The organism is Sphingobacterium sp. UBA7625 (assembly GCF_002484085.1).
Classification (GTDB): Bacteria; Bacteroidota; Bacteroidia; order Sphingobacteriales; family Sphingobacteriaceae; genus Sphingobacterium; species Sphingobacterium athyrii.
In genome coordinates, this window is record NZ_DLJD01000028.1 from 70,853 (window position 1) to 96,129 (window position 25,277).

Below are 25,277 nucleotides of genomic sequence, written 5' to 3' on the forward strand. Positions count from 1 at the left end.
GCGTTCAAACGTATTGTGGATTCAAACCCTGATATCTTTGGTATCGTATTTTGTCGTACAAAAATCGAAACACAGGATATCGCTGAAGCGTTGATCAAAGATGGTTACAATGCAGACTCGCTGCACGGTGACTTGTCCCAACAACAACGTGATAAAGTAATGAAACGTTACCGTGACCGTAGTTTACAATTATTGATCGCAACAGACGTAGCAGCTCGTGGTATTGATGTAAGTGATGTAACTCACGTAATCAACTTCTCTTTACCTGATGAAACAGAAAACTATACACACCGTTCAGGCCGTACAGCCCGTGCAGGTAAAACTGGTATCTCTCTTTCATTGGTAAACGTAAAAGAGCTCAGCAAAATCCGTCATCTTGAAAAGATCATCGGTAAAGCTTTTGAGAAAAAACAAGTTCCTCAAGGTGCTGAAGTTTGCGAAAAACAATTGTTCTCTATCGTTAAGAAGATTGAAAACGTAGAAGTAAATGATGAACAAATCAGTCCATTCTTGCCTGCAATTATGGAAAACTTGGAATCTCTTTCAAAAGAAGATATTATCAAAAGATTTGCTTCTCTTGAATTTAACCGTTTCTTAGATTATTATAAAAATGCACCTGATTTAAATATCGAAGCCCGCGAAGGTTCTCGTGAAGATCGTGGTGACAGACGTGATGGTCGTTCTCGCGAAGGTTCGAAAGGTTATACACGTTTGTTTATGAACTTAGGTTCAGTAGATGAATTCTCTCGTGGAGACATGCTAGGCTTTATCTGTAACAATGCGAATATCTCAGGAAAATCTATCGGTAAAATTGACTTAAAAGGTGTGTTTACATTCTTTGAAGTTCAAGATGCTGAAGTAGAGAAAGTATTCCAAGGATTCCAAGGTGTGGATTACAACGGTCGTCAAGTACGTATCGAAGTATCTGGAGAAGCAAAAAGCGAAGGCCGTGGTGGTGATCGTGGAAGAAGTCGTGGTGGTGACCGTGGCGGAAGACGCGAAGGCGGATACCGTGGTGGTGATCGCGGCGGAAGACGTGAAGGCGGATATGGTGGCGGTGACCGTGGCGGAAGACGTGAAGGCGGATTCAGCAGCGAAAAACGCGACCGTGGTAGCAATGGCGGAGGTTTCCGTGATTTCTCAGGTAAACGTAAAGAATCTAAAAGCAAATACTAGATTTAGTATTTAGATAAACGTATAAAGACTCTGATTTGGAAAGCCCCGGCTTTGCAGATCAGAGTCTTTTTCATTTATAATCCCCCCGACGGGTCCACAACCAGTTATACTCCTCCCCTTCTCGTCAGCTTAATGCATGATATTCCATTTCCCAACTGCTTTAATCTCCTCAAAAATCCGTAAATTAGCTCAATTATACGAACGGGATTTCCATCATGCTAACAGCAACACGATTATTTGATTTAGCCTATCTGCAACAAGAAACTGCGCCCGGCTTTCCTATGTTTTCCTACAAAAACGGAACAAATTGGGTAGCGGTAAGCAATACAGACTTTATCGAACAGGTCAATCAGGTATCCAAAGGTCTCATTGCATTAGGTGTTCAAGCAGGAGAAAAAGTTGCTTTAATCAGTGAAAACCGTATCGAATGGAATATTCTTGATTTTGCAATCCAGCAGATCGGCGCTGTTGTTGTCGCGATTTATCCGAATATTTCTGAATCAGACTACAGGTATATATTCAACCATGCTGAGATCAGAAATTGTATCGTAAGCTCCAGAAAATTATACACCAAAATCACTGCGATCAAAGACTCATGCCCGCTCCTGGAGCATATTTTCACCTTAGATAAAGAAGAGCATATACCACATTGGCAGCATTTCATAGCTGAGGGCTCTTCCATCGCTGATGAGCAGCTTGAAACACTTCGAAATGCCGTCAATACCGATAGCCTGGCTTCAATCATTTATACATCGGGGACAACCGGAAATCCAAAGGGAGTTATGCTAGCCCACCGAAATCTATTGGCCGATACCATGAGCAGTGAATACTCCTTCCCTGTCGAACGCGGAGACCGTGCACTTTCCTTTCTACCCGTTTGCCATGCCTACGAACGTGTATTCCAATATGTCTATATGTATAAAGGCTTAACAATCTTTTTTGCCCAGTCGATGTATACCATTGGAGAAGATTTCAAATCAGTCCGACCACATATCTTTTCAGCCGTGCCCCGTGTACTTGAAAAAGTATATGAAAAAATTATTGCAACCGGTGAAAAGCTGACCGGATTCAAACGCAAGATATTCTTTTGGTCTCTTCGTATCGGTGAACAATATACATTGGATAACCGTTCCTGGTGGTATGACATTAAATTAAGTATTGCACGAAAATTAGTCTTCTCGAAATGGAGAGCGGTATTAGGCGGAGATATCAAAGGTATCGCATCGGGCAGTGCAGCTTTACAAGAAAGATTAATTCGACTATACATGGCTGCCGGAATACCGATATACGAAGGCTATGGTTTAACTGAAGCAGGCCCCTGTATTGCTGTAAACTGTTTTAAAAGAGGGATGAAAATCGGTACTGTCGGTCTGCCACTGATCAATATCGAAATCAGACTTGCCGATGATGGGGAGATTCTCACCAAAGGGGAAAACAATATGATTGGCTACTATAAAAATGAAGAAGCCACTGCTGAGGTCCTGAAAGACGGTTGGCTGTATACAGGTGATATCGGTCAATGGGTGGACGGTAAATTTCTCAAAATAATCGATCGCAAGAAAGAGATGTTCAAAACTTCCGGCGGAAAATACATTGTCCCACAACAGCTTGAGTCCAAAATTGCGGAATCTTCTCTGATTGAGCAGGTGATGGTAATTGGTGAGTCGCAAAAATTCCCTGCGGCTTTAATTGTTCCGAACTATGCCAATCTTTTGGAATGGAGCAAAAACGCCTCCCCTTCATTGGCAAAACTGTCGAAAATAGAATTTCTCAACAGCGCTGAAGTCAAACAACAGATTGAGTCCGAACTCAATCGCATCAATCAAAATTTTGGTAACTGGGAGCAGATCAAGAAATTTGCGATTATTCCGAACGAAATGACGATAGAGACTGGAGAATTAACCCCGACTTTAAAAATGAAGCGGAAAATCATTCTCCAGAAGTATGAAAAAGAGGTTGAGGCAATCTACAATACTTAACGAGATAGACAAGCAGATCTCAGGGTCAAACAACAAAGCATCTAAGATATCAGTAACTGGACCAGGTGCTTTTGTCCAGGTGTTGAAATAAGAATCAGCAAGATCAGTATAAATTTGCCCCTCTTGTTTCAGAATCAAATTAAAACTCAACAAGATCGGTATTCAAAAAAATAGCCTTTGTCAGAGACAAAAGCTATGTTATATTGTGGATTTTTTTTAAGCTTACGACTTCTTCGGCAGACGTTGACGAATTGCCTCATAGATCACAACCGCAGCCGATACAGACACGTTAAGGGAACCTATTTCGCCATACATGGGTATCTTGGCAAGATTATCCGCGATACGAATTAAATCATTTGATACGCCGACATCTTCAGCTCCCATAATGACACAAGTAGGCGCAGTATAATCCACATCATAGATACTCGAAGTTGTTTTTTCCGTACTAACAACCAATTGTACGCCTGAATCTATTAAAAATTTACCCACTTTAGAAAGGCTGTCGTGACGACAGACCGGAATTTTATACAGTGCTCCAGCCGATGTTTTAATTGCATCCGGATTTATTTCAGCAGATCCTTTTTTAGGCACAATGATCGCATGCACACCTGAACATTCTGCCGTACGTGCAATAGCCCCCATATTACGGACGTCAGTCACCCCGTCTAACATCAAAAGCAAAGGAGTTTCACCCTTCTCATAGATCTGAGGTAAGAGATCTTCAATATTTTGATAAGTAATTGGCGATATAACCGCGATAACACCCTGATGATTTTTCCGTGTAATACGGTTCAGTTTCTCAATAGGTACCTGCTGAAAAGCAATATCATGTTCTTTCAATAAGGACTTCAGTTCCAGAATCAGACTACCGCTTAATCCGCGTTGTACAAATAACGATTCAATTTCTTTACCACTATCAATCGCCTCAATAACGGCACGAATACCGAATACCATCTGATTTACTTCACGTCTTTCGCCGTGATCGCGATCACGTCTCTGAAAATTTCCTTGCATCATAAAACTAAATATTACCTTCCAAATAGAAGAGATTGCAAAGGTACAAAAATTAGCTTAAACCTAAGTTGAACTCTTTACGCAAAGTATCTAAAAGCGGATTTTTGGTTACCATTGCCTGATACTTTTCCTGCGAAGTGTACGGTTTGCGGGAAACCGTAAATTCCATCATAACCCCTTGTAGATCGAGCGCAAAATTTTGCAGCTTGACGCGAAGATAATTCAATACATCCACTTTCGCGCTTTGCAATACATCCATCTGTACACCATTCTCGACATCTATCTCGATCAATGTGCCCTTCAAGCGAGGTTGCGTAGCCGTCATCATCGTATATAGATTGATTTTATTTTCTGTCTTCAACTGCTCAGCATAAGCATTCCAAATCGCAATAAATTGATTAAAGCTTACCTCACGTTGTTCGGTACCTCTTATTAATTCAGGTTCATCTCCCTCTTTGGCAACAGCGTTATTGTCATAAATGGTATTCAGATCCGGTAATGATGGAATAATTGCAGAAGCTGAGGATCCCCATCCCCCTTTTTTAACTTTTGGCGGCACATTTGAAACTGCCTCATTTTTAACCTCGGGCTTGATGGTTGAAGTCTGGGGATTGGAAACTGTTGTTGGCGGGTTGGGGACAGGCGCCTGAGTCGATACAGCTGGTGCTGATGTCCCATTTTGTCCTGTATTTCCAGAAGATGCTGCCGTAGAAGGAATTTCCTTTGCCTGCGAAACTACTGGCTCAGGGAGTTTTTTTTTTACTCCTTCAGCAGCTGAAGGAATCTGTACGGAACCAAGCTGACTTAATTTAATGGCACTTGCGATGTGACACATTTTTAACAAAGCAAGCTCTACCTGTAAGCGTTGGTTTTTGCTGGTCTTGTAATTTATTTCACACTGATTTGAAATATTCAATGCAGACAATAGAAGCCCCGAAGAAGCTTTTTGCGCTTGCTGTAAATATTTTTGTCGTATGCTATCGCTTACTTCCAATAGTTTTAACGTCGCGGGCTCTCGGGCCACCAGCAGGTTACGGAAATGAGCCGACAAACCAGCAATGAAATGACTTCCGTCGAAGCCATGGTTCAAAATCTCATTAAATGTCAAAAGCGTTTGCGCAGCATCTTCAGCCAAGATCGAATCCGTTAGCTTAAAATAATAATCGTAATCCAGGATGTTCAGATTATCGATCACAGCTTGATAGGTTACGTTCTTATTTGAGAAACTGACAATCTGATCAAACATAGACAAGGCGTCACGGAGACCACCATCCGCCTTTTGTGCAATGATATGTAAACCATCTTGGTCATAAGCGATCGTCTCACGGTCAGCGATTCTCGCCAGATGACCTGCCATGTCCTCCACCTTTATACGATTGAAATCAAAGATCTGACAACGTGAAAGGATCGTCGGTAAAATCTTATGTTTCTCCGTTGTAGCCAAGATAAAAATCGCGTAGGAAGGCGGTTCTTCCAATGTTTTCAAAAATGCGTTGAAAGCAGCCTGCGAGAGCATATGCACCTCATCGATAATATAGATCTTATACTTTCCGGCCTGCGGTGGTATACGGACCTGATCAATGAGATTACGGATATCATCCACCGAGTTGTTGGATGCGGCATCGAGTTCATGAATACTGAACGAATTACCGTTCTGAAAGGATTTACAGCTGTCACATTCGCCACAAGGCTCAGTTCCGGGTAAGATCTGTTCGCAATTTATTGTTTTGGCCAAAATACGCGCGCAAGTAGTTTTACCAACACCCCGTGGCCCACAGAATAAAAATGCTTGCGCCAACTGATTGTTGTGAATTGCATTTTTTAAGGTGCCTGTAATGTGTTGCTGACCTACAACCGAATCAAAGGTAATCGGGCGGTATTTACGTGCAGAAACAATAAAATTATCCATTGCACGAAGATACGGATTTTAAAAAAGAAAATGGAGAAACTAAAACCTAAAAATCGCAAGTCAGTAATTAATAGGGATGTCCAACTTTCTGGGGTCACTTCATGGATGAAAATAACATACCCACAAACATTTGGTTTTCAAACTTAGATAAATTTGCTTTTATATACAATATCTAATTACATTGTAGATTAAACAAATCGAACGATGAAACAGGATATAATTATTTAGGAGGTGGCCCCCAATAGAACTATCGCATCTTCAATGTATTGATATTTACTTTTATTTTTGTAGCGAAACTTTAATATTGATCGTTATATTACTATCAAAGAAATTAAAACCAAATTATGAAGCAAAAAACAACCTTATTTTACACCATTTTATTGAGTATTTTTTTATTTTCCGGATGCAAAAAAGAAGACAGCTATGAAGAACTCACCAGTCTAGCAGATGATAAAATTCAGCAAGCCGTTAAACTAACTGAAAATCTTTCTTGCAATGATCTGAAGGAATGCCGTATTGACACACTCTATTACACCTATGTACCCGTACATCCGAGCTTCGAGCAAGCCTATAATAAATTACTTGCCGAGGCCGCAGATCTTAAAGAAAGAGCACAGAAAGTATATAAAGGGCCGATTGTGTACAACACTAGTGTAGCCCCTAATTATCTTCCACCCCATTTTGGGATACGTTGCATCGCCGGTAAACTGAAAGTCGCTTCGGCTAGAGATCTGGAATTATCTGAAATCAATCAACTATTGGCGGATCTGCTCCCCAAATTGCAGACCTTTTTTGATGACGTTCCCTGCAACGATCCAAGTAAATGGCACATTGCTACCTTGCGCAAAGACTGTGAATTTATCCCCATACTATATACCGATAAACAAAACTTCGCTGAGTTTGGAAATATGGCAGAACAATATAATCATTTGTACAGTGCCAAAAGAATACAGGACAAGAGCTTGAATTGTTCAGACAAAAATGACAAGCCAGCTAAAGGTGTTATCTGTGAAAATGGCAAGCCCAAGATTACTTATTAATTTCTCTTAAAAGATTATAGGGCAGTTCTTGGAATTGACTTTGTATAAAATAACATCATTTTTATTCGAAATTTTCGCTCTAGGGTGTATTAGCAATTTAGTATAAATGCTCCCAGATAATAACACCCGCGATAAGTTAAGTATCTATTGATTGCTCCCTTTTTGGTATTTAGCTTGCAATAGCCAAAAGGCTTATCATGGCAAGAAAATGCAAGGCTTGCGGGATCTGATCAAAAAACAGCATGCAAAACCATCCAAGTTTGTGATAGCGGTTAAAAACTATTTGGAGGAGGGCACAAAATAGCCCATGTAACTTTTCACAAAAAAGTATACATGGGCCAGTTTTATTATTTAGCTACGGTAACAACGATATCGTCGACAAAAATACGGTTAACAGTAGCGGGCCAATTACCAGCACGCTGATCAAAAGCGCCTCCCAATAACCAAATTTGAGTCTCTGCAGTAGCCCCCGTAACAACAAAAGAATAGGTCGCCTCTGGAGTTTGCCATGCAGCTCTGCACGACTCTAGATTCGAATTAGGAGTAGCTACCTTCATCACGTTAAATTGGCTCACACTGACCGCTCCCGGTCCTTTGACACCAACATTGAGTAGATAATGATCACCGGTAGCATATCGCACGGCTTTGAAGGTAACCAATAGATTTTTCGTACGCTGTACATTGGCCAGCTTCGGTGAAATTAGATCGCCGCCATAATTTGTACGCCCTAATTTAATAAAACCTGGTCTTGCATAAATCGATGCGTAATTACCTCCACCTTCCGTCGTATTGATCGTACTGGTCCAACCCTTGTCCAGCTCTTCGGCACTCCACGAGGCAATCCTTGTTTCGCCTGAAGTCACATTAAAAATTTCACTTCCATAGGTTAGCCAGTTAAAGTCTTCTTTGAGAACAACATCACCCTCCACCTGCAGTTTCACGCCTTTCTGATATACAGTAAGCGGAGATGCCTGTTGCACGTCGTCTAAAAATAACAATAGATTTGCTGTACGCTCAATGTCGGCATTTTTATCTATGGTAATTGTTATTGGGGTATCGCCCTCACCTTCCATAGGAGCAACCTTCACCCATTCAGATTCATCTTCCAAGGCAACTTTCCATTTTCCCGTAGAGCGGAGAATATACTGTCCAGTCATACCGGCTTCCAGAACTTCCAGGCGGTTGGATAAGCCATCTATTTTTAAATAGGGATTTTTCACTTGTCCTTGATCTGTGAACCCCGCCTGTTCTACCTTCAACACATTATTTTGTAATTTTCCATTTAAAGTAAAAAACAATGTCAGTTCGCGTGCTTCCGGATCGGTATTTTTGTTGACGGTAACGGTAAATGTTCCATTTCCATTTCCCTCCATTGGATCAATTTTAAGCCAATTTTCTTTTCGGAGGGGTTCAACTTTCCATTTGCCACTCGCCTGAACAGTGTAGGTTTCAGATACCCCATTAGCTGCGGCTTCCAATTTTGATGGATTATCTTTTAACGCAAAAGCACCATCTACCTCAAGATCATCTTTACAGGATGTCAGTATCATTATCAAACTAAGGCAAAAGACAAATATTGATTTTGGAAGCGTATCCAATTTGTAGTAGTTAATCGTATTCATGGATTCCATAATTTTATTTAACCTGCATTTCAACACGTTCCTTCATAATTGTCGTCACATTGTCTATCGTATACTGATATGACAATAGGAATACGTTCGTGCGCATACCGAAAGCTTCTTCCACCTTAAATTTATTCGGATACATTGGGTCATTATCCAATTGCACCACCTGAATATCCTTGTACGGTTTTATTTTTACATTATTAAAATCATCGATCTCCAGTGTAAGACAATTCTTTGCGATATTAGGTACTTTGGATACAAAAGTCTCACTTCCAGCCACCATCCGTACACTATTACTGGTTAATGGAAATAGCTGTTTATTAGCCGCTGTTGCCAGGCCATTGGCAAAACCCACCATCGAGTAAGTCGTGTTTTTGGCCTGTGACGCATACTCGTTCTCGATGATAACCTGATATAACATCGTACTTTTCTTTGGTTTTATCTCAACACCTGATGGACTTACTGCTTTTAACCCGATAAAATAGGTAGAATCTGGAGATAGACCGTCTGGCCGCAATTTGACCATGGTACGACCCGTGAGCTCACCTGCTTTGATCACAATCTTGTTGTCCATGATCTCATACTTTTCTTTGGGAAGTGATTTGGCATACAGGTCTTCTGAATTATCATACACAGCAAAATTATATTTTACCAATGGTTCCGGATCCTCTTCCAGACCAATGATAAGATCTTTGCTAGGTGCATGTGTACCCCCTGAAGATGCTGCCACATATCCAATCACCTCTTCTCCGGTCAGGCGGACTACTTCCTTGAATGTATTGTGATAATCAGAACTTATTAATGCCACTTCATTTTTATACATCTCTTTTTCGAACACTTCATTGTCCTTACAGGCAACTAAAGCGATCGAAGTCGTTAGTATAGCTATAAAACTTCGTTTCATAATTTAATATTTTAATGTCTTCCCTTAACATTTCGGTCAAGGGAAGACGCTTATAATTTCTGTTTCTATTGTTTAATCCTAATTATACCCCGGATTTTGATCCAATGATGGTAATCTCCGCATCTCGGCACGTGGTATAGGCACCCAAATCAATTTTTTGTCTACCTGACGTGTCAAGAATGACGATGTACCCGGTGAAACCCGTTTGTAGAAGGATTCCCGATCCGCACCATCCGGGTTCATACCACGAATAGGTTCACGTTCGGTCTCTTCGTACTTGCCCCAACGGCGTACATCGTAAAAACGTCTATTTTCCCATAGAAACTCCACCATTCGCTCACGCTCCACCTGTTTCTGAACCTCTGACTTATTGGCAAGCTGCGCAGATGACAATCCCGGTAAACCTGCACGGTACCGAACAGCATTAAAAGAACTTTTTATTTCACTTTCATCCCGGCTCACGGTATAGGTTTTATCACCGAGCTGTACCACATGGTTTCCGTTAAGATTATTTAAAGCTTCTGCATAAGAAAGTAATATCTCCGCATAACGGACAATAGGATATGCTTTGGGCATCATCCGAGCACCTGTACCGGTTATCGCATCAAATGGATGTACCCATTTTTTTATAACATAACCCGTAAGTGGATAGTTGGGTGATGAAGCCGAAACACCGCCACGGCCATCAGGCTCCTGATAGAAATATTGAGCGGTATGGTTATTCAACGTTGTACTCGACAAAGCTTGCCAAACCGCACCATTGAAGCCTATAGATGCATAAAAACGCATCTCACGGTTGGCATACATCTTAAAGATTCCGGCATTAAGCGGATAACCTGAAAAATTACGTGATTGGGCCGTAAACAAATCGTCAAAGGTACCACCGGTAGGTAGGTCAGCCACCGCTTCAAAATAAGTATCGCCACGAGCCTCCTCTCTAGTACGTCCGTCATCCATCAAATAGGCATCTACAACTTTTTGAGTGACCGAAAAACGCCCCCATCCCCCCAAAGTTGGTGGAAATGCACCCTGATTCAAATCCGTTCTAAAATATTCCGTATTCCGTCCCCAGATGTATTCGGGATTGATGGAAGCCACAGCTTCACCGGTAAAGACATCAGAGTATGATCTAAATGCATCAATACCACCCGCTCCATTTGGGTAGCTTCCGTAGAAATTTGGATCAGAAGTTACCCCGGCTGGAAGTGTAGGCGTTCGTTCGTCTGCAGGAACTGTATACAATTTATACCGTCCCATATCCATAACACGTTTAGCGGCAGCAGCAGCTACCGCCCACCGTTTTTCATCGTATTGCTGTGATACATAATGTACCCCATCGGTTTTGCGGGTCCAACTCCCAAAATAGGAATTAGCAACAGTACCGCCATTAAATAATGGACTGGCGTGAATCAAGCGTAAGCGGGCAATCAAAGCAAAGGCAGCACCTTTTGTCGGTTTACCAAAATCCAACAGACCGACATCAGTGGGCAGTTGTATGGCAGCCTTTTCAAATTCACCACAGATGTATTCCATGGCTTCATCATATGTTGCCCGAGGACGGTCATAATATGCAATATCCTCATTGGTATTCACAATTTCATCCCCTAACAAAATTGGAGGGCCAAAATCTATAATAAGGTTATAGTAAGCATAAGCCCGAATAAAACGCGTGTATCCTTCGATACGGTTGCGATCAGCATAGCTCATATCCCTAGGAACGTCGATATTTTTCAGCACATTATTAGCCTTACGAATGATTTTATAGTATTTCCCCCATTGATTAAGCGTAACGCTACCACCGCCGTAAAAATCAGGTGTAATATTTCCTGTGACAAAATCCATTCCATAGTAAACATTCGTAGTCCCTGTCCCCGTAAGACCGTTTATAGCTTCGTCCGTTGCCATTGGTCCAGGTGTATAATTTGATCTGACCGTACTGGATTCGTCAGGAAACAACGCTGCTGCTCCCCACATATAAGCTTCTATATACCGCGTATTGGCGTAAGCCGAATCAATATTAAACTCATCGTCAAAGTAGTTATCAATATTGAGATAATCTTTACAGGATATCACCATAAACAACAGCTGTATTGCTAAGATGGATTTGGCTATTCTTTTTATAATTACTGACGTTTTCATGTCTTTAAGTTATTTCTGTGCTATTAAAAATTAATATAAGCCTGTAACGAATAAGTCGTCGGAATAGGGTATTTACGTCCACCCCAAGCCGCTTGTTCCGGATCAAAAATCTTAACATTATCCCAGATATACAGGTTATTTCCAACAAACTGAAGATCCATGGATTTTACACCTAATCGCTTTAAGAAATTTGGACTTACATTATAACTCAAGGTAAGTTCTTGCAATCGCAAATAACGGGCATCATCCATCCAAAACGAGGACAACTGGCTGTTGTTACTGTTGTTACCATATTGCAAACGAGGGAATTTGGCATTGGGATTTTCAGCCAACGAGAGATCAATCCCATGCTCGAGGGCATACTCCCGCGGAATCCAACGATTGGCAGGGGCATTAGCCATGCTGATTACGTTTCCATTGGTACCACCAAAAAATGGCATATACCCCATACCTGTATCCTCAGTCACATCTTTATATTTCATTGGCTGGCCTACGTAAAAGAAAGAAGTCTTACCTGTACCTTTGAATAGTACTCCAAGCGAAAGGTTTTTGTAACGGAACTCTCCGCCGAATCCGTACATGGTCAACGGATAGTTGCTATGGGTCAATGGCACTTTATCGAGGGTATTAATGATACCGTCACCATTGACATCTTTATATTTGATATCACCGGGCAACACCGTTCCGAAGCTCTGCGTTGGGCTGTATTTGATATCGTCCTCATCTTTAAATAAGCCTAACGATTGATAACCTCGAATGGAATTGTATGGATACCCATTATACTCCAAATAAGCATATTCTAAGTAAGCCTGTTCCCAGTTTTGTACCACATTCTTGGAGTAAGTAAAATTACCCCGCAAAGTAAGCGTCATATCATTATTGAGCTGGGTTGTATAGCTAATGTTACCATCGGCACCAGAGCTCTTCATACGTCCCACGTTGGCATACGGATTGGAGATTACACCCACATAATCCGGCACCTGAACACGTGGTTGAAAAATTCCATTACGTTGATCCTGGAAAAAATCGATCACAAAATCAATTTTATTGTTAAAAAGTTTCGCTTCTATTCCCAGATTAGACTTGATCGAACGTTCCCATTCCAAATTATCCGCACCGATACGGGTTTCCGAAATTGTTTCTATCCCACCAACTCCCCAAACATTACCATTGGAGATATCTGCTTTGGTGAGATAGGGAAAACGGATATCATTCACAATTCGATCGTTACCTACAGTACCGTAGGACGCTCTAATTTTAAAATAATTTAGCCAAGGGGCAGTCTCTTTCATAAATTTGTAACTTGTAGGCACCCATCCTACCGCCACTGATGGGAAAAAGCCGTATTGGCGACCAGGCTGAAAGTTTTCCGAACCAGTATAACCAAAATTAGCATCCAATAGGTAAGTATCCTTATAGCCATAAGTAAACCGGCTGGAAACCCCTTGGTAACGAACAGGTATCGCCGTCAAATTATTCGTTGCATCATCGGTATCTTTGGCATCACTTATATAATAATAGACCAAAGCAGAGGTACGATGGTCCTCCCCAAATTTTCTATCATAATTTAGTGTCGACTCAAAATGATATTTTCGGTATTGGCTTACAAACTTCGAGTAGGAAGCTGGCTTCTCCTGAACCTTTTGCACCATGATCAGCGAGCCGTCCAAATCGCGGCCTGTAGCCTCATACAATGCAGGCTGCATCCATCTGCGTTCAGAAAAATAACTATGGATATCATAGGCCCCTTGACCACGGATTTTCAATCCTTCAAGCACACTGCTTAAGTCCTGTTCCAATGCCAGCGTTACCTTCCCTTTATAGTTTTGATTATTGTAGTTACCCGTACGGTTGATCATGACATAAGGTGATGAACGTTCGCCGGCTCCTACCCCAGGCAATAAACCATTGGAATATTGGAGCGGAATAGAAATCGGTGTAAGTGTAGATTGTGTTTTCCAAATATCATCCGTATTGCCATATCCGGGTTCTTTTTTAATCGATAAAAAGCCGTCAGAACCCAAAAATACCTTGGTCGTTTTTGTCAGGTTAATATCGAGATTGATACGGTAATTGTATGTATTATAACCAACATTAGAACTGTAAATACTATTTTTATCAACTTTGTAGGCCGCTGTTTCACTGTTACCGCCCAAGCTTAGGAAGTATCGTGCTACTTCAGAACCACCGCGTCCCGAAGCATAATAGCTCTGACGCCAGAAATTTCGGTTTAAAATTTCATCTTGCCAGCTGACATCGGGATACATGTCCGGATCTAAGCCCTGTTGTATAATACCCAATTCGGTATCATTAAACAGAGGTTCGCTCCCACGCACGGCGGATGCTTCATTAGCCAGTAAGGCATAATCATAAGCACGCAAATATTTTGGTAACCGGTTAAGTCTTGATAAGGTAGAATTTGCACGCCCTGTAATCTGGATACGATCTACGGTACCGCGTTTGGTGGTTACCAATACGACGCCATTAGCCCCCCGCACACCATATACTGCTGTTGCTGAAGCATCTTTCAAAATAGAGAAACTCTCCACATCAGCAGGATCTATTGTATTCAAATCACCTTCAAGCCCATCAATAAGCACTAAGGCTTTCGCATTGGCACCGAACGTACCAATACCACGCACCCAAAAATCCGCGATATTCGCACCTGGCTCTCCTGAGGTCTGCATTGATATTATACCAGCGGCACGTCCGCCTAACATATTCGCAATGGAAGGTGCCGGACTCTGTAGCTGTTTCACATCCACAGTCGTGATAGCACCAACAGAACTAATTTTTCGCTGCTTGGCTCCCAATCCAACGACTACGACCTCATCGATATTTGTACTCTTGTCCAGCATCTTTATTTCGAGATTAGCGGTGGACTCTACTACCAAATGCTCAACGAGATCATAGCCCACACTGGTAAATACCAACCAATCTCCGTATACCGCTTGAATCGTAAACTTACCTTTTTCATCTGTAGAAGTTGCTCCGGTCGGCTTATCTTTAACATAGATCGAGACTTTAGTTATAGGTTGTCCCTTGCTATCAACGACCGTTCCGGCAATTGTCAATTGTTCTTCTGTTTGTTGTGCAAATGTAGGCGACAGCCAAAAACACAAGGGCAGTATGCACAAAAAATAAATAATCTTCATCATATCATAAGTAGGTTAATTATTCAATAACTAGTTTACGGATACGCGCGTTACTCCAATCAGCGATATAAATATCTCCCTGATCATTTACCGCAACTCCCCAAGGCTGGTTGAACTGGGATTCTACAGGTCCTCCATCCTTATACCCTGCTTTGGTAGGTTGTCCCGCAACTGTCGATACAATACCGTCAGTCGATAACATGCGGATACAGTGATTGCCATAATCAGCAATAAACATATTTCCGGTTTTATCAAATTTGATATCCTTTGGGTAATTGAATACAGCATCCTTAACAGGACCATCACGAAATCCCGAACCACCAGGCGCATTGACACGCTTGAAGCCTTCGCCTATGTACTCAGGACGTAGGTCTAATACCGAAATCCCTTGTGCAAATGTGTTCGGGCTAGCATTTGAGTGCAACGTAATATACAGTTCCCAAGGTTTTGCGGGATTAATAGCCTGCCCATATTGCGAACCGTAAGGTCCTTTATGTACGATAGTAGCAGCATAAGTTATTGGATTTATTTTAGCGATATTACCATCGCGAAAACGAGTGTATAGGTGACCATCATACGGACAGAAAGTCACGAAGTTTGCATAACGGTCGGCCTGAACGATCTTTGCATAATCCGCAGCTGAGAACTGTGCATTCCGCTGGCGAAGTGTCCAAGCTTCTCTTGGGTCAAAGGAAAAAAACACTTCGGCAACCGACTCATGCGAAACCGTCATAATACCAGTCTCCCGATCTACCGTCACTCCATTGGCGTAGGGGTTAGGTGAAGACGCCGCTGAATATAAAGGAGTAACAATATTTTCCTTTTCATTGATACGCGCTATACCAAATGATCCACCATCACGCCAGGTCATAAATAGGTTGCCTTGCGCATCCATATCCAAATATTTACCGTAGACATGTGCTTGATCAAGGGTACCCGCCAAAAAGTTTTTATCCCCCGTACCAGTAACAGTACTAACTTGTGCTTGAATATGATAAGTAAATGTTTTATCATAAACCAATGAATCCTTACCGATTACAACCGAAATTTTGGGATCATCGCCCGGAAGGCGTGGTACAATGGCATAAATACGTTCTCCGCTTGAGGAGACAACCGCGGCCCGTGCATTATTAAAATACACTTTGATCTTGCTAGGGTCGGACCCAAAATTTTTGCCATCTAATAAGATTTTATCTTTTGCCCCGCCTTCTGCAGGGTAGAAAGAGGAAAGCACAATCGGTGTATTGGGATCATGCTCACTCTGTTTTGTCGCAACATCTTCCTTACAAGAAGAAGAAAACAGCAACATTAACAAAGAAAATGTTAATTGACTACATTTCATAATAACTTCGGTTAAGTAAATCTATAACTGGTTCTAAAAGTTAGATCGAATATAATTTAGAAAAACAAACAAAACAAATATCTACAACACTAAAATTGAAACATTACAAAGCTATTTTACTAAAATATGAAAGCATTAGAAATATATAACATAAGCTATCATAGGTAATAAGACCTTCGATTAGAACGCTGCAAAACTAACAACAAGCGCGCACAAACCATCATTCAGTTAATTATTAAATCATTAACATTGTTTTAATTTAATGCTAAGCGCGCATTCTGGATAGAAAGAAAATTAATCAATAAAGTAAAACAAAAATGTTACAAAAAATAATGAAATGAAACCTTCGAATTGTAACATCTTGTTAGTAATAAATTTGCACAGGAAAACAGGTTTTAAAAACAAATAAAGAAAATTGTGCTGTATTTGGGATACAACCAACCAGTTATTTTCCTTTAGTGACAACCTGCTTAATACTGTATTTTTCTACTGTTGGCCTACAGGAGTAGGCCAACAGTAGGTAGATAGTAACCCAAAAGTGGGGCGGGAAGCGAATACGCTCATAAAAAACAGCAAAGAACATAGGAAGTTAGTGCGATTGGCATTATCTAAAAATTGCTCATTCCTCATTCGGGACTCGTTCAGGACTGCTTCGCCCCATATTCGCCTATCACCTTACTTTTCTCCACTCATCCCCTACTCTTTCCCTACTGATTATGTAGGCAATAAGTGGAGAATGAGTAGAGAATCTATATGGGCATTCCGAAGATCGTACGGACAAGAGGCGAAGAAATACTGAATAATTAGCGAAGCAAACACCAAAAAATAGTACTTAAAAGCCCAATTTTTTGGCATCCCCCTTCCCTAACTTTGATTTTGATAACATTTCAAAAATCAGGAAAATGAAAAAGCATATAGAGTCATACAGCCGCTGTCCAGTTCGAGCATGCTCGATTTTTGTGCGAATTTCTCCAAAAGTGTGCGAATTTCTCACACGACGCAAGCATTTTCCTAAAAATCCAGTATTATGCATTTTGGATGTTGATGGGGATAATATGAAAAGAGGAACAACTCGTTATCCAGATTTGGACAATCTCTGATCTTATATACTCGATATATTTGGCATTAATTCAACAGTTACAGGAAATAATGTCGATCAATTGAGTAGTAATGCAGTGGATTTAGGAATTAATTCTACAATATAAAACAATAACAAATTTTACGTTTGAATTCGGTTAACCAGTAGCTGAGATTTAGGCATAGTCAATAAATAACAGTCAAATTGAGCTGTAAAATAGTAAAAACATATTAAATAAACTTGTGCTAGGCGGTAGTATTTAGTAAACAAATTATAAATACTTTTCCATACCTATAATGGAATGGGAATACGGCGCATTACATTTGCTGCCGAACCATAATTTTTTAAATGCCTATTTATGTAACGATTGAAATTACTATTTTTTTTAGTATATTTATTCCTGCAAAAAGTAGTTAGTAAAAAAAGCCGATTATTTTTCCGTCTGATTCTCTCAATCTGACGGGAACAACTCATCAAATCTAAAAGTATGACTAAGAATAAAAACCTGAGGTCTAAATCATTAAAAGAAGATTCGCAAACAGAATTTAAGAGCTCATTTAATGATGCTGCAATTGAATCTCTATCGGCATTCGCTAACACTAAGGGAGGTCGTGTTATTATTGGTATAAATGATACCGGACAACCTATAAAAGGTTTTTCAATCGGAAACGAAACCGTCCAAAAATGGCTTAATGATATAAAGAATAAAACTCAACCGGCTATAATTCCCGATGCAAATACCTTTCATCTTGATGGTATAGAGATTGTCGAATTAACTATTTCGGAATTTCCTATCAAACCGATAGCTTTTAGAGGAAGGTATTATAAAAGAGTAAATAATTCCAATCACATCTTATCACCCACCCAGATTTCAGATTTAACTTTACAATCTCTTCAGCTTTCATGGGACTCATACCCCGCCTATGGTAAAACTATTAACGAACTGGATTGGCAACTAGTAGAAAAATTCATAGAAAGGGTTAATTCCGCAGGAAGATTTCAGTTACTAACCGATGTAAAGAGTAGCCTCGAAAAATTAAAATTGATAAATAACGAGCAAATAACAAATGCAGCCTGGCTTCTCTTTGGCAAAGGCAACATTGGTTATAATATTCATCTTGGTAGGTTCAAAACTCCGACTTTAATTATAGATGATAAAATGTTCAATGGTGCGCTATTTCAGGTCGTCGATGAGATCATAAATTATCTCATAGCTCATATTAAAGTTGCGTTTGAGATCAATGGTATATCCGCACAACGAACAGAAATTTTTGAGTACCCCCCGCCCGCGGTCCGAGAGATTGTTCTACTTAGTTTGATTCACCGAGATTACCGAAGTCCAATAGACATTCAAATCAAAATATTCGACAATAGTATATCCTTTTTTAACCCAGGTAAACTCATGGGTGACCTCACTACCAAAGATCTAGAACGAAATAATTATAGAGCTTACACACGGAATAAGCTAATTGCCGAAGCTTTCTATCTAACTGGCGAGATTGAAAAATATGGAAGTGGGTTTCTTAGAATCCGTAAAGAAATTTCTATTTACCCAACGATGAAGTTAACAGTGGAAGAAATCCCCAATGGATTGAATGTCATGCTAAGTTATACAAACCAAAAAGTAAATACCCAAATCCCGAAGGCTGGAAAAACTGTGGGGGAAACTGTGGGGGAAACTGTGGGGGAAACTGTGGGGGAAACTGTGGGAGAAAACCTAAAAGGAAACTCAGCCCTAATATTATCCTATTTACGCAATAATCCTTACAGCACCAGAGAAGAGCTTGCGAAAAAAACCAAATTGTCCATTAGAGGAGTTGAATATCAATTAACCAAATTACGGAAAGCAAATATAATAAAAAGAATAGGTTCTACTAAAACTGGATTTTGGAAAGTCCTTGATTAGTATCATGGAAAACCAAATTGCCGTACAGACAATGATCAGATATCCATTGAATTGAAAAATAAATTGACACATGGAAACATTAATAGATGATAGAATGTATAGATTTATCAGATCCGCCAAAAAATGAATTGTCGAAAATAAAGAGACATTGCAATCCCAAAAACATTTTTCATTAATCCCTATAAAAAGCTATTACAATTTGTTAAATTTATATTACACTTATGTTATCAAATTGTTAAGAATTGAACATCAAAGGATACTATATTGCGTTTTTGACCATCTTATGCTGGTTAACCTACAGTCTACAACCTGTTAGGGCGCAACGTCATAATTTCGATTTCTATGACGGAAAGGTTTCAATTGATGTATCTCCCTCGTTCAATATTCCATTCGATGATAGTTTAACTGGAGCTCGTGTCCAAGAGTTTTATCAGGCTGCCGATCAGACAGAATACCGTAATTTAGTTAACAGCCTATTGGATTACAAGGACAAGCAACATCTTAATGACTGGGTATACTATCAACTTGTGCGCCGTACAGCACAACAAATAGCCCCTAAAGCGGAAAACTATGCGCGCTACACACTATACAAATGGTTCTTGATGTGTAAGTCCGGATATGATGCACGTTTGGGCATTCTAGAGAATCAGATAATTCTGTATATAAAAAGTAAGGATGATATATCAGATTTACCTTTTTTCAATTTAGACAATGATAATTATGTTTGCTTAAATTATCATGATTATATCAACGTCTTCAATTATCAAGAAAAATATAAGTTGGTGGATATTAAAATTCCAGAGGCTAAAAATAGTTTTAGTTACAAACTAACAAAGCTTCCTGACTTTAAACCAGATAACTATAAAGACAAAGAAATTGGATTTAAGTACAATGGGAAAGCTTATCATTTTAAGTTGAAAGTCAATTCTGACGTTAATGAAATATTTAAAAATTATCCAATTGTTGATTATGAGACTTATTTTAATATTCCATTGAGTAAGGAAACCTATGAATCCATTATACCATTCTTGAAGCTGAACACCGCGAAGATGTCAATAAAAAAAGGTGTAGACTATCTAATGCAATTTACCAGATATTCTTTTTTATACGAAGATGACCGTGAAATATATGGGAAAGAAAGACGCTTCCCACCAGAACAAACCTTAATAAACGATATTAGTGATTGTGATGATCGTGCTGCACTTTTCTTTTATCTTGTAAAGGAAATTTATGATTTGCCAATGATAGCTCTTCGTTATCCTACACACCTCACATTAGCTATTCAATTTGATAAACCAGTTGGCAAAAGTATTCTCTATAATGGGAATTATTACACACTTTGTGAACCAACCCCGCAGGAGAAAAAATTGAAAATAGGAGAACAGTCATTGAAACACCAAGGCGAGAACTATCAGGTCGTATATCATTACAAACCCCATGGTTTAAAAAAATAGAGCCCCACTAATAAATTAGCAGAGCTCTATCTAAACAGATTACTTTTTATTAAAAGTTATAACTGTACCCTATACTAAAATTACGTCCCGGTATACGTTGTTGATAAATTTGATCGGCCGCTTGAAAAGCTTCATAAACACTTAAACGCTTGCTATCTAAAAGATTATCTACTTTTAAGGAAATTGTACCAGCTTTCATATTCGTACCTATTTTTTTAGAAACATTCAGATTTAGCGAATTAAATGGTTTTGAGTAAACATCTGAATTTCTCGCAAAACCAATAACCTCCAAAGTTCTACCCTGTACATTGTAGAAGACGCCTGCCTCTAAGCCGTTACTAGCACTGTTATAGGATAAACCTGTGTTGATCAAATAGGGAGACTGTCCCTGTAGTTGTCTCTTTGTTGAAATTTCCTGTCCCTCACGGGCGAATGATTGTCTTGAAGTATATTCTTCTTCTGTCATATCAATTTCGGATTTGACCACGGTAACATTCAAGTTTAAACTTAAATTTTTCAACTCTTCAGAGATAAATCCAAAGTTCTTCCGTCCCTCAAGTTCCAAACCAATGACTGTTGCTGAAGGGGCATTTTTCGGTGTAATATCTAAAGGCACTGCATCATTATAGGCCTGTAATTCAATCGGATTTTTAAAACCTTTGTAGAATCCGCTTAATGCGAACATCTGCGCATCCTTAGCGAAAATCTCATAGCGGACATCTATATTATTGATATAAGTTGGAACCAATTCCAAATTCCCCAAAAACCGTATTTGCGTTAATGGATCATATATTTGAACGACAGATAATTCCTTAAATGATGGTCTTGCTACTGTACGTGAATAAGATGTTCTTAAATTATGATTAGTATACGTATTATAGATCAAATTCAACGAGGGAAATAGATCAAATTTATTGATGGTTTTTACCTTATCATATTTCAGTCCGTCAACATTCTCCCCTGTAAAAATGGTTGTATAATTTTCACCGCGCAAGCCTATAATAGCTTTCAACTTTTCCATAGGTTTCACCTCCAATGAGGCATAGGCGGCCGCTGTCTGTTGTGACGCTTCAAATGTATTTGAAGCTTGATAGTTACCTCTTACCCAAAAACCTTGGTCTGTAGTAGCATCATAAACATTTTCAGGGTTTAAGAAACCATTAGGATCACCATTGGTTACATCCTTATTGTTGTTACGGTATTCAATACTATAATTGTTAATACGATAATCTCTCTTTTTATAGCTATACAGACCTCCAAATTTAAACGACGATTCACGCTCGAATAAATTCAACTTTTTGGTAAAGTCTAACTTAGAGACTCCATTGAATTCATCCAAGTATCTCCAAAAACGTATTGGGAGACCTGCATCGGTATTGATGACATAATTTCCGCTACTGTTCAACACAAAGGTTGTTTGGCGCATGTCTTTGTCATTTACCTTTACCCAAGTCGGTGATAATTTCCATTCGGTGATAAAATCTGCGTTCTCATTACTATGCTTACCACTTAACAATAGATTTGTGATGGCACGTTCAGTATACTCCAAGGTATGGCGCATGGTTTCATTGGAGTTCGAAATCTCGGTAGTTTGATTGAAGATTGCCGCTCTCGATTCTCCACTTTGTATACGTAAAGCATTTAATGTATATTTAGATCTAGCCGTCTTATAGTTCAAACCCAACATCCCTGACAATAGCACATTTTGTTCGCCTAAATCGCCTATAGTCTTTTTATCGGCTCTCAGTTCAGGACTATCATCAGTCTGATTCGGTTTTTGATAGATTCCATTTTGAAAACCTTTATAAAACATGCTTGTACGTTTATAATTCAACAACCCTATCACACCAAGTTTATCTTCTCCAATCTTAAATTGATTACTATAATCTATTCCCAAACTTAAGTCAGGCGTATTATTTGATTGACGTCGAGCAGCCATAATAGGATCAAAAGCGCGGGCAACTTGCTCCACGGCTTTTCTATTTTCTGACGTAACTGGGTTTAGAATGTTATAATCCTTTTTAACAGGAAGATTCCGATCTCCATAGTCATACCCTAAGAAATCTGTTTTACTTCCTTTGTAACCAACGAAATCATCTCTAAAATGCGCATTAGGATTATATCCCAGAGATGCAGAAACACCCAGATTCCTTTGTGCCGGAATATCTTTTGTAACAATATCAATTACACCGCCCGTAAAATCCGCCGGCAATTCGGCAGAAGCCGTTTTCATGACAATAATATTTTCCAATACCCCTGTAGGAAATATATCCATTTGAACGGTATTCTTATCGGGGTCTAAGCCCGGAATATCGACACCATTCAGAATAGACTTGGTATAACGATCCCCTAGTCCACGGACATATAAATATTTACCTTCTTGAACTGACACACCTGGAACTACCCGGACTGCAGATGCTATATTACTTGCTCCTGAACGCTGAATCGCTTGTGAGGACAAACCGTCCATTACCACCCCCGAACTCTTCTGCATATTCAAGATCGATTGTTCTGTGTTTTTTCGGGCTGAAACCGTGATGACTACCTCATCTATTTTATTATCTGTAGAAGTCAGATTAACATCTACAATAGCTGACTTCCCAGCTTCTACTTTAATATCTGTAATTTCTTTTTTTTGGTAACCTACATAACTGAAAACAATTTTGTAATTCCCAGGAGCTACCTCTAATGTGTAGTCTCCTTCAAAGTCTGAACTGGTAGCTTGGGAAGCACCAATGATGGCCACACTTACGCCGGCTAAAGGAGAATTAGAACCTTCTTCCTTAATGACGCCTGTAATTTTACCATTTTGTGCAAATAATAGGGTTGGAATTACTGCTAAAACAAACAGTAAAACCGAAAATAGCTTGTTCATTAATTTTTGATTGATAGGATTGATGTGTGTATTTTAGGGAAATCCACCTTTCGACTAATTTCCTGCTATCGAAAGGTGGATATATATGATTTAGATTATTTCAATAAATCACTAGCTTTTGTAAATGTCCAATCAAATGCTGAAATATTGGCACCTACTGTTTGTGAGCCTGCAGTAACACCGATTGCATTACTTGTAAATTTAGTTGCGTCTATAGCAGTTGTTCCTTTAGATGTTAACAAGTTGGCGATTGTTTTGCCGGTTGGTAATACCATCTCCCATCTTGCCAGACCTATCTTGCCACCGTTGAATGAAATAATTGATTTCTCATCATTAACATTCACGACATTGCCATCGGCATTGATGTTACTTACATAAACATTTTCTAATTTACCAGTTGCACCATCACGGAAATCTGCAATTTTCTTACCAGCAAGATTACTCATATTAATCGTGATATTTTTTAAGGTAAATGCACCTACTGCATTACCTTCAGGACCATCAATTTCAAGTCCTGAATCAGATTTTTCTGTCTGGATCACAAGAGCATTGTCAATTGTTCCTGCGTAAGCTTGGTCAATATCCAAACCGTCATCTTCCTGTCCGTACACAACGACATTTTTCACATTCACTGTACCTCCGAAAAACTCGATTCCGTCATCTTTATTGGAGAAAATTTCAATATTTTCGATAGTTGTGCCGTTACCCACACCACCCAAAGTCAAGCCCTGGATCTCACTATTCGTTGCCACAACAGTTCCACTGTAACGGATTGACACATATTTCAAAGACCCTGAATTATCAGCAGCATCCGTACCTCCGAATTCGCCATAGCTTAAACCGGCAGGAATACCTTCTACATAGCCTTTACCTGAAGACGCCGCTACAGAAATCGGTGCTTTACCCAATAAGATTACTCCGCCCCATTGTCCAGCATCACTTGGTTTCAATGTGCTCTTTTTCTCACCCACTTTGATCTGATCGTTTACGCTTGTGAAGATAATGGGTTTATCAGCTGTTCCGTTTGCAATCAATTTACCACCCTGATCCACGATTAAAGTTGTCGCATTAGCCTCTTGGCCATCTTCCGCTTTTATGATAGTTCCTGGTTCAATTGTCAATGTTACACCTTCATCTACTACGACACGACCATCTAATACATAAATATTGTTGGCTGTCCATGTTTCGTTGGATTTCAAAATACCCGACTTCACGATATCCTTTCCTGGCTCTGGTTTCGGCTCAGGGCCGGGACTAATCGGATCATCGCTGCTACAACCTACAGTAGCTAAACTTACTGCTAATGCGCCGAAGATTGGTAAAAATTTCTTTCTCATGATTTGTTTTTTTTGACACTACAAATTAACTGAGGTAATGTTAACTACATATGCACTATATGTTATTAATAAATCAATAGTATGTTAATTTAATATGTACCTAATCAGCAAAACCTATTTAATAGTAATGAAACGAGGATTTTTTTGAAAAACGGACCTTTTCTGATTAACTTAGTGTAATAAAATTATTAAGCCGAAAAGTTATTAACATATTAGGGACGATATTAGGTTTTATCAGAAAAAGTATCACCTCTGTGTGAGACGAAATGCCGAGAATGATCTTATTATTGCAATTATATTGCATATACAAAGCAATTTCTCTAAGTTTGAATAGATTTTCAATT

14 protein-coding genes are annotated in these 25,277 nt (G+C 39.5%); 5 read left to right on the plus strand and 9 right to left on the minus strand.

The window, feature by feature from the left end; all coding sequences use genetic code 11:
* Positions 1–1,176, plus strand: a 1,176-nt coding sequence (locus B4G94_RS12130) for a helicase-related protein (RefSeq protein ID WP_286859109.1), incomplete at its 5' end; no start/stop codon positions are given.
* Between the two features lie 215 nt (positions 1,177–1,391).
* Entirely contained in the window at positions 1,392–3,155 is a 1,764-nt protein-coding gene (locus tag B4G94_RS12135) for an AMP-dependent synthetase/ligase (protein WP_286859111.1), read from the plus strand.
* 222 nt (positions 3,156–3,377) lie between these two features.
* Here the strand turns inward: B4G94_RS12135 and rlmB are convergent, their stop codons facing one another.
* Together rlmB and B4G94_RS12145 are read right to left on the minus strand one after the other, a co-directional pair.
* Positions 3,378–4,172, minus strand: coding sequence for a 23S rRNA (guanosine(2251)-2'-O)-methyltransferase RlmB (gene rlmB, locus B4G94_RS12140; RefSeq protein ID WP_376786623.1), 795 nt, complete (start codon positions 4,170–4,172; stop codon positions 3,378–3,380).
* 49 nt (positions 4,173–4,221) lie between these two features.
* Complete coding sequence (locus B4G94_RS12145) at positions 4,222–6,078, minus strand: DNA polymerase III subunit gamma/tau (protein WP_286859113.1); 1,857 nt, start codon at positions 6,076–6,078, stop codon at positions 4,222–4,224.
* A 344-nt stretch (positions 6,079–6,422) separates the two neighbouring features.
* On the opposite strand from B4G94_RS12145, the gene B4G94_RS12150 reads away from it, so the two are divergent.
* On the plus strand, positions 6,423–7,118 hold the full coding sequence (locus B4G94_RS12150; RefSeq protein WP_286859115.1) for a hypothetical protein: 696 nt from the start codon (positions 6,423–6,425) through the stop codon (positions 7,116–7,118).
* Between the two features lie 347 nt (positions 7,119–7,465).
* Here the strand turns inward: B4G94_RS12150 and B4G94_RS12155 are convergent, their stop codons facing one another.
* From B4G94_RS12155 to B4G94_RS12175, 5 genes are all read right to left on the minus strand, one after another.
* Positions 7,466–8,740, minus strand: a complete 1,275-nt coding sequence (locus B4G94_RS12155) for a BACON domain-containing protein (RefSeq protein ID WP_286859117.1) — start codon at positions 8,738–8,740, stop codon at positions 7,466–7,468.
* Positions 8,741–8,753: 13 nt separating this feature from the next.
* Positions 8,754–9,647 carry a DUF1735 domain-containing protein gene (locus B4G94_RS12160; RefSeq protein ID WP_286859119.1) on the minus strand — a complete coding sequence of 298 codons (894 nt, stop codon included), beginning with the start codon at positions 9,645–9,647 and terminating at the stop codon, positions 8,754–8,756.
* Between the two features lie 78 nt (positions 9,648–9,725).
* On the minus strand, positions 9,726–11,786 hold the full coding sequence (locus tag B4G94_RS12165) for a RagB/SusD family nutrient uptake outer membrane protein (RefSeq protein WP_286859121.1): 2,061 nt from the start codon (positions 11,784–11,786) through the stop codon (positions 9,726–9,728).
* Positions 11,787–11,809: 23 nt separating this feature from the next.
* Positions 11,810–14,944 (minus strand): SusC/RagA family TonB-linked outer membrane protein, encoded by a 3,135-nt coding sequence (locus B4G94_RS12170; protein WP_286859123.1) that lies wholly within the window; start codon positions 14,942–14,944, stop codon positions 11,810–11,812.
* 16 nt (positions 14,945–14,960) lie between these two features.
* The gene (locus B4G94_RS12175; protein WP_286859125.1) at positions 14,961–16,283 is read right to left on the minus strand and encodes an IPT/TIG domain-containing protein; all 1,323 of its coding nucleotides are present in this window, start codon (positions 16,281–16,283) and stop codon (positions 14,961–14,963) included.
* 1,565 nt (positions 16,284–17,848) lie between these two features.
* On the opposite strand from B4G94_RS12175, the gene B4G94_RS12180 reads away from it, so the two are divergent.
* The gene (locus B4G94_RS12180; RefSeq protein WP_286859127.1) at positions 17,849–19,267 is read left to right on the plus strand and encodes an RNA-binding domain-containing protein; all 1,419 of its coding nucleotides are present in this window, start codon (positions 17,849–17,851) and stop codon (positions 19,265–19,267) included.
* Positions 19,268–19,509: 242 nt separating this feature from the next.
* Complete coding sequence (locus B4G94_RS12185; RefSeq protein ID WP_286859129.1) at positions 19,510–20,721, plus strand: hypothetical protein; 1,212 nt, start codon at positions 19,510–19,512, stop codon at positions 20,719–20,721.
* Positions 20,722–20,770: 49 nt separating this feature from the next.
* On the opposite strand, the gene B4G94_RS12190 is transcribed toward B4G94_RS12185, so the two are convergent.
* Both B4G94_RS12190 and B4G94_RS28215 read right to left on the minus strand, forming a co-directional pair.
* The gene (locus B4G94_RS12190; protein WP_286859131.1) at positions 20,771–23,596 is read right to left on the minus strand and encodes a TonB-dependent receptor; all 2,826 of its coding nucleotides are present in this window, start codon (positions 23,594–23,596) and stop codon (positions 20,771–20,773) included.
* A gap of 95 nt (positions 23,597–23,691) precedes the next feature.
* On the minus strand, positions 23,692–24,933 hold the full coding sequence (locus tag B4G94_RS28215) for a hypothetical protein (RefSeq protein ID WP_286859133.1): 1,242 nt from the start codon (positions 24,931–24,933) through the stop codon (positions 23,692–23,694).
* Positions 24,934–25,277 lie beyond the last annotated feature (344 nt).